The sequence below is a fragment of the Pseudomonas sp. TNT3 genome (genome assembly GCF_010095445.2).
Taxonomy (GTDB): Bacteria; Pseudomonadota; Gammaproteobacteria; order Pseudomonadales; family Pseudomonadaceae; genus Aquipseudomonas.
In genome coordinates, this window is the sequence record NZ_WFGV02000105.1 from 1 (window position 1) to 7,901 (window position 7,901).

The window sequence follows — 7,901 nt, forward strand, 5'->3', positions numbered from 1 at the left end:
GGTCAGGTGAGACACGCAACTGGAACCCAATCGGGACGGTATATCTGAACCCTGAAAGGGAGCTGACAGTGGTCATAAAGGTCGCGTAGCACGACGGGGGACGCGACAACTACCTTGAAAAACGCCGTGACTTTCGAAGCGTACGCGTTCTCCTGTGGGAGCTGGCTTGCCAGCGATGACGGTCTGACAGCCGACCATTTTCTTTTCAGATGTACCCAAATCAAATGGTGGGAGCTGGCCTGCCAGCGATGGCGGCCTGACAGTCGCTCATTTCTGGCAGATGCACCCCAATTAATCCAGGAGCCAAAATCACCCCTCTCAACGATTCAACTCGATTCAGCAGTATCGTCATCAAGCGTTTCGCCAACCGGTTCTTCTTGTCCCGGCAACTCAGTGATGACGCTGAAGTCGCTGACCTCGATTGCCCCCGTGCCATATCCCAGAAGGTGGAAGGAGAACGCCTTGCGCGACTCGGGGTTGTCGAAGCTGAAGTCCATTTCCAGGGGTTGATCCGCCGTGACCAGCATTTCTGCTGGCATTCCAACTTGCACGTCCTGTTCGAACTCTTTGGTCTTGAGCAGGATGTACGCGTTCTCTTGTAAATCGACCGAACGCACGGTCAGGCGCACTCGTGTGTGCGAGCCTTTGGGCATTTCCAGGTATTGGGCGCCGATCAGGTTGTCTGCCCAATCGTCCTTGATCTGCGCCTGCAGAGGAATGACATCCGGGCTTCCAAACTGGTAACGCTGGTTCAAGGGGGTCTGCATCAGTGTGCGATCCAGTGCCGTGGCTCTTGCGGTGATCTGCCTGGCACGCTGGCCGCCGTATTGGCCGAGGAATTTGGCGCGCTCGGCGATGAATCCTTCGCTGGCGTAGTACCGGCAGCGCTGTTGAAAGTCACACTCGGTGAACGTGCCCTGGCCGTCGTGATAACGCAGGTTGCCGTTGGTGTACGACATGATCTCGCGGCCCGTGTCGTAGTTGCGAAACAGCGAACGGCCGCTCAGGGCTGAAGGGACGGGGAGGGCGAAGTAGTCGAGTATCGACGTGCTCAAGTCCACATGCCCGTATACGCCGGTTTTGACCTGCGGCAACTGTGTCTGCTCGGGTGCCAGGGTCAGGTTGAAACCCCAGGATGAGGCAAGGCGGACGCCGTCGATGCCGTGTGACTCGTCGGAGGTGATCACCACCAGGGTGTCCTTGAGGACGCCCTGGCGTTCCAGGCCGTTGAGGAATTGATCGAGGGCATCATCCAGGTAGCCGACCGCCGCTTGCTTGGGCGTGTCGTAGCGTTCCAGATAGTCTTCAGGCGCGGAATAAGGCTGGTGGGTGCCGACGGTCAACAGCGTCAGCATCCACGGCTTTTTCTGCTTCTTGAGCTGGCCGACATAATCCAGCGCACCTTCGAAGAAGGCCTTGTCATCCTTGCCCCACGGGAAATCGAGGTACGAGGCATTGGTGAACCATTCAAGACCCAGCGTCGTGTTGAAGCCGATGTGCGGCATGATCTTGTCTTTGGCCATGAAGCGCAGGCCGGCGCCTTGCAGGTAATGGGTGGCGAAACCGTTTTTGCGCAGCTGCGCCGGCAGGCACGCCTGGTTGCGCTCGCTTTGGGTCAGCATCTCGACGCCCTTGGGGGTGCCGTTGTCGAGTTTGTCGTAATCACCGCACAGCATGGCGTACAGGCCGCGGATGGTCTGGTGGCTGTGCAGCACGTAATCCGGGGTGTTCATGCCACGCTCGGCCCAGCGGCTGAGGTGCGGCATCAGGTTTTCCTGATAGCTGCTATGCAAGGCCTGGCGATTGACCCCGACATAGGCGCCGGGAATGCCTTCGAGGGCAATAATCAACACGTTGCGCGCGCGTCCCGGCCCCGCCAATAGACTGTCCCCGGACAAGTCCAACTGGGTCAGCCCCGCCATTTGCGGCGGCACATCGACCACATCGCCCTCGAGCCATTCTTCGACGTTGATTTGAACGCTGCCCACACCCGCCGTCAGCAGCTGATGCGGCAGGTTGAACACGCGCCATTGGTCGGCGTCGGTGGGTTGCAAATGCTGTGCGCCCCAGTGAGCGCTCAACAGCAGCAGCGGGGCGGTCCAGGCATGGCGGGGCAGGGACGGAGAGGGGGTGGAGGGGGCAAACCAGTGTGTGAGCAGCCACACGAACAGTCCGATCAATAATGTAGCGGCCAGCCACGGTTGGGCAAAACCACCGCCCGTGGAGTTTTCCAGAAACTGCGGGTCGATCAGGTAGTGCACGTCCGAAACGTTCGGCAGCCTGCCGACGGCGCTGACCAGCTCTGCGCTGGCCACTGTGAGGAAACCCCAGGGAAGCAATACCGCAAGCGCCAGCCACCAGGGGCGACGGTACAGCAGCACGACGAGAAGCGCGCCGATGCCTGCGTCGGAGAGGTAGCCGTGTGGGTTTGACCAGCCCAGCGCTGCACGCAGGCACAACGGCACGATGAGAACCAGGCCGATGAGGGCGATGAGGCGCGCGTAGGGTTTTTGCAACCCGAGACGGATGATGTTCACAAAATTTTTCTTCCAGCCACTAAATCGTCACACAAGTGTGCTGGATGGTATCAAGTGCCGGGCACGCTGGCCCGGATATATCAGGTCACACTTAAGTGTCCGGCACTTGATCAGGCGTTACTTTCGTACGTTCTGGTACAGCATCAACCGAGACGTTTCATGCATGCCACGGGTCAGTTGCACCAGGCGCTTGAACTCTTCAGGGTTCTGCCCGGCGACGTCGTCCAGCGGTGTCATCGAGGCCAGGTCATGCAGGGTCGGCGAGCTGCCGTCGTGTTCCATCTGCACCATGAAGTGTTGGGTAACGCCGGCAATCAGCGGGAACGTACCTTCGCGCAGCACCAGTGGCACCACGCGTTCGCCTTCGGGGGCGGGTTGCTGGATATCCCGACCCATGCCGCTGTTACGGAATTCCATCCCCGCCATGCCCGCGACGGTGGGCAGCAGATCCACCAGCCCTACGGCTTCCTTGACCGCACGAGTGCCGATCAGGCCCGGTGCGTGGATGATCATCGGTACCGCGTTGCTTTCCAGGCCCAATTGCTCGTAAGCCGGTGCCAGGAAGGGGATCTGGGCGATGCGGGTGTTGTGATCGCCAAACAGCACGAAAATGGTGTTTTCGTAATAGCCGCCGGCTTTGGCGATTTCCATCAGGCGCCCGATGTTGAAGTCCAGCAGGCGCACCGCGTTGTATTGCTCGACACTGCGCGAACCCGCGGCCTGCACTTCGGCAAGGGTCGGATGCTTCACCTCAAAACCATCGTTGGTCTTGGGAATGGTGAAGGGACGATGGTTGCCCGCGGTCTGCACATACGCAAAGAATGGTTTGTCCTTGGGCAGCGCCTGCAGGATCTGATCGGTTTCCTTGAACAGGTCCAGGTCTGAAATCCCCCAGACATCCACCACCGGCGATTTCCAGTCGCGCTCTTCGAACAAACGCACCCCATCGATGCTTTGCTTGATCAGCGCGTTCATATTGGCCCAGCCGGAGTTGCCGCCAATGGTGTAGATCTTCTCGTAATCGGTGAAGGCGTTGATCAGGGTGTTCTGCTGAGTGATCAGCGGATTGCGCGTCGCGGTTTCCTGGCGGGTGACGTCAGGCACGCCCGAGATGCTCGCCCAGACGGTTTTTGCAGTGCCGGTCACGGGCACGTAGAAGTGCTCGAAGAACCAGCTCTGGGTGGCCAGGCGATCGATGTTCGGGGTCGGGTTGATCGGGTTGCCATAGGCCCCGACGGCGCTGGTGCCGAGGGACTCGAGCATGACAAACATGACGTTGGGTGGTCGCGAGCCCGAGACCTTGTAGGGCTGCGGCGCCTGGTGACGGACAAAATTCAGGGCTTGCGGGTCCGGCTGATCGACGCCCAGGTAGTTGGACATCACCGCGTAGTGTTCGCGCACCTGCGCTTCGTCGTAGCGCGACTGACCGACCTTGACCGTGTCATAAAGAAAGATCACCGGGTTCAGGCCCAGGGCAGCGACCTGGTTGTTGCCCGAGAAGAACGCATCGCTCCAGCGCAACGGCACCGGGTTTTCCAGGTTCATGTTTTCCACACGGCCCAGAATGCCCAGCAGCACCAGCACCACCATCACGGCGCCGCCTAATGTCGCGGAAAGCTTACGAATAGGCTTGCGCGGACGATCCAGGGTGACCCGTTCCAGGCGCACCAGGGCCAGGGTGGCGAGCACCACGGTGGTCAGCCAGCCCAGGGAAATCCAGATCACCGGGTAGGTCTGCCAGACCATGTCGCGGGATATCTGCGCATCGTCGATGAAGCGCAGCACCGTGGCATTGATCCTCACGCCCAGGTACGCGTAATGGCCAAAGTCGATGATGTAGATCAGCAGCAGGAGGCTCAGGGCGACCACCAGATACACCCGCGCAATCACGCGCAGCAGGCGGCTGGTGGTCAGGTTCCAGCGTGGGATCCAGGCCAGCAACGCCAGTGGCAGCATCACCAGAATCGCCAGTCGCAGGTCGAAACGAAAGCCGATACCCAGGGTTTCCAGGACGGCTTTTTCGCCACTCAGGGCGCTGGCATCAAAACCGGAAAAACCGAAAAAGAACATCACCCGAAGCAGTGCAAACAACACAAACGCAATCGCGGTCGCGCCCAGCCAATAGTGCAAGCGTCTCGATTGCAACCATCCCATCCTTGTTTCCCCTGTCAAAAAAATTGTTGAATCTGAAACGGATTCGCTGATGTCAGCGAGCTGGACCGCGCTGCCGGATCAGCCAGCGACACGCCGCTCGCACGGCCAGGACCAGCAGGGCGCCGCAGCAATACAGGCCCAATAGCGGATCGACCAGATAGTCCCAGTAGTTGTGCGAAGGTTTGATCCCGAACATGAAAGCCAGGGTCGCACCGGCCAGCATCGCAACCGCCAGGCCGTGGCGCAGGTAAAACAGGCCCAGGGTCAGCAAGGCGATGAACGTCAGCAAAATGCGCGGGCTGTAGCCAAACCGGTAAGGGTCCAGATAGCTAAGCCCCAGGGTCGCCGGGTACAGCAACAACGCCATGGCGGCGAAAATGATCAATACGCTGATTTGACCGTGCTGCGCCGGGGGCAGGAGGTCGAGGCGACGCAAGCAGCCCCAGGCCATGAACACCAGGGTCGTGATCGCCAGATCGTCAATGTGGCTGCGCAGGTAGGCGGCCAGTGTCAGCCCGTCCAGCGGTATGAAACTGATGGCCAGCAAGGCGGCCAACAGGACGGCTCGCCAGAGTCTGCTCAGCCCGAAACCCGGCAACAGCAGGAAGACGATCATTGCGAAGCTGAGATGGGCCTGCCAAAGGTTGATCATTTGAGACGCTCGGACAGCCATGCATCGTTGAAGGTGACATGCTTGATGAAGGTGTTGTTCCAGGAATAAACCAGGTGATACATGCCGTCGGGACTGCGGATGAAGTAGGGGTATTCATATTCGAATTCACACCCTCGACTGGTGCAGACACGGGTATCGAGGTTGCTCAGGAACTGCGCTTCAAGGGGCTGGCGAAGTGCGCCACTGGAGTCGCGAAACTCGTGACCGATGATTTCCTTATAGGCTTGAGGGGAAAACGGATTGCCCTGCGGGTCAGGTGATTTATCCAGGTCCCGCACCGAGCGCCAATCGTTCATTTTCGCATCGGTGCCGTAGAGGCTCAGCTTGAAACGTCCTTCCTGAAGGTCATTGAGCGCCACCAGCAAACCATGTTCGGGGGTTGCAACGGCGGCCAGCGAGGAGTTCGGATTCGACGGGTCGAGCGGGTAGGGCTCACTCCAGGTTTGCCCGGCATCTTCGGTGCGGGTCGCCAATACGCGATGGTGCGTTTCGCCGGCATAACGCAACAAGGCAATGCCGCGCTGCCCGTCCAGCGGCACCACCGTCGGCTGCAGCGAGTTGTTGCCGCGACTGATGCGGTATTTATCGATCACGTTGCCGTCGGGACTCAGGTACAGGTACTCGGCGAACTTGCCCAGAAACTCGTGATAAACCGGCAGGCCGATGGACCCGTCGGCATGGAAGACCGGTGCCGAGCGAACCAGGGTGCTGATGTTCAGGAAGGGCGAGGTGATCAGCTGACGCGGTGCGGACCAGTTTTCACCGAAGTCGTCCGACACCATCACGTTCACTGCGCTGCCGGCCCATCCACCCATCGATACCGACACATAGAACAGCCACAGGCGGTTGTCCGGTGCGAGTGCGACGACCGGGTTACCGAGTTTGCGGATGTATTTCCAGGTGCCCTGCTGGGTCGAATCCCGGGTCGCCAATACCCGTTCCGCGCCCCATTCGCCGGTTGTTGCGTTGAAGACGGCGGAGCGTACCTGCACGTCCGCAGCGCCTTCGCGGGTGCCGGCGAACCAGACGGACATCAGGCTGCCATCCGGCAAGGCGGTAACGGCGGAGGAATGCACGAAGTCCAGCAGCCCGGAAGAGGCGAAACGGCTGGTGTAGATGGGCTTGGCGACTTTGTTGGCCACGGCCATCGTCGGGCTCATCAAGGCGAAAGAAGAATGCACGGGGGCAGGATGGGTCAACCATACGCTTGCGAACAGGCAAACCAGGGCAATGTAAGTGACAAAAACGGCAAGGCGGGGGCGTCTGATGCGCATAGGTACGGCTCGGCATCTCAGGGTTCGATCGAGCGCGGTAACCTATCACTAGTAGTCTCGATTCCGGTGTTTGGCTAGCAAGCCTTTTGTAAGTAATTGTTTGCAAAGTTCGGGAATGTTTGATTAAAACCGTCGATTTAGGGCTGAAATAGCTGATTTAGAGCGGTCGATTCGTTGTCTTTCGGAGTTGTCTGTCAGACGAATCTGAAAATCGTTTTAGACGGGTGGTGATATTTCCCTTTTTTTTGAGCAGCGTATCCATTGCTGCGGTAACGGCCTCTGGCGGTTTCGCTCCCTCAAGCCCTAATCTGTGGCACCTACCTTTGGATGGAGCCAAATCATGCTGTTAACCCACCGCCCCGTCAGCGCTGACGATGTCCTGACGATTTGCAGCTTTCCTCGAACGCCGCAAGAGTTGTTCTTCATGTTCCCCAAGGCGCAGTACCCGCTGACGGAGGAACAATTGCACGCGTCCATCGCTCAACGCAGCGATTCGACCGTGGTTGAGGCGGATGGCTGTGTCGTAGGTTTTGCGAATTTCTATGCGTTTGAACATGACGGTCGTTGTGCCATTGGCAACGTGATCGTGTCACCGAAGGCCCGGGGCAAGGGGGTTGCCAGGTATCTGGTGGAGACGATGATCGCGATTGCGTTCGAACGGCATCGGGCTCGTGACGTAGAGCTTTCGTGCTTCAACGAAAATACGGCCGGTCTGTTGCTTTACCCAACGCTGGGGTTCGAACCGTTTGGGATAGAGGAGCGTTTGTCGCCGGACGGGCGAAGGGTGGCGTTGATCAATCTGCGGTTGGTCACTAAAGCCCAGGCACCGATCGCCGAATGAAGGGCTAAATCTGAAGACAATCAAGTCCCTGTGGCGAGCGAGTTTACTCGCGCTGGGCTGCGTAGCAGCCCCAAAAATCTGATGAACAACTGGAGGTTTTTGTGAGTGCTGCGCACTCAAGCGCGAGCAAGCTCGCTCGCCACGGGTTTCTCACTAACTCACTAACTCACTAACTCACTAACTCACTAACTCACTAACTCACTAACTCACTAACTCATTCACTCAAGAACTCACTCAAGAAACCCAGGCTTGGCACTGGGAGCACGCGGTCCTGACTAGACTAACCACCAGGAACGAACCGACGAGGTGACAACCATGGCGCGATACAGATGGATTCGTTGATCACGGCGGCGGCACGTGCGCTGGCCGCGGGCGATCCGCTCGGTGCGCTGGACCGGATTGCCCTGCGTGAGGATGCTCCG

At 59.0% G+C, this 7,901-nt stretch carries 5 protein-coding genes; 1 reads left to right on the top strand and 4 read right to left on the bottom strand.

Annotated features, from left to right (window positions below):
• Positions 1-326 precede the first annotated feature (326 nt).
• From GBC55_RS29175 to GBC55_RS29190, 4 genes are all read right to left on the bottom strand, one after another.
• A complete protein-coding gene (locus tag GBC55_RS29175; RefSeq protein WP_178114353.1) occupies positions 327-2,537 on the bottom strand; it encodes an LTA synthase family protein in 2,211 nt (736 codons plus the stop codon).
• A 117-nt stretch (positions 2,538-2,654) separates the two neighbouring features.
• Positions 2,655-4,691 carry an LTA synthase family protein gene (locus GBC55_RS29180; protein WP_162440896.1) on the bottom strand — a complete coding sequence of 679 codons (2,037 nt, stop codon included), beginning with the start codon at positions 4,689-4,691 and terminating at the stop codon, positions 2,655-2,657.
• 52 nt (positions 4,692-4,743) lie between these two features.
• The gene (locus GBC55_RS29185; RefSeq protein WP_162440897.1) at positions 4,744-5,343 is read right to left on the bottom strand and encodes a hypothetical protein; all 600 of its coding nucleotides are present in this window, start codon (positions 5,341-5,343) and stop codon (positions 4,744-4,746) included.
• A complete protein-coding gene (locus GBC55_RS29190) occupies positions 5,340-6,638 on the bottom strand; it encodes a sialidase family protein (protein ID WP_162440898.1) in 1,299 nt (432 codons plus the stop codon). The genes GBC55_RS29185 and GBC55_RS29190 overlap by 4 nt, the downstream gene beginning before the upstream one ends.
• Before the next feature lie 340 nt (positions 6,639-6,978).
• Here GBC55_RS29190 and GBC55_RS29195 point away from each other — a divergent pair, with 340 nt between their 5' ends.
• Entirely contained in the window at positions 6,979-7,479 is a 501-nt protein-coding gene (locus tag GBC55_RS29195; protein WP_162440899.1) for a GNAT family N-acetyltransferase, read from the top strand.
• Positions 7,480-7,901 lie beyond the last annotated feature (422 nt).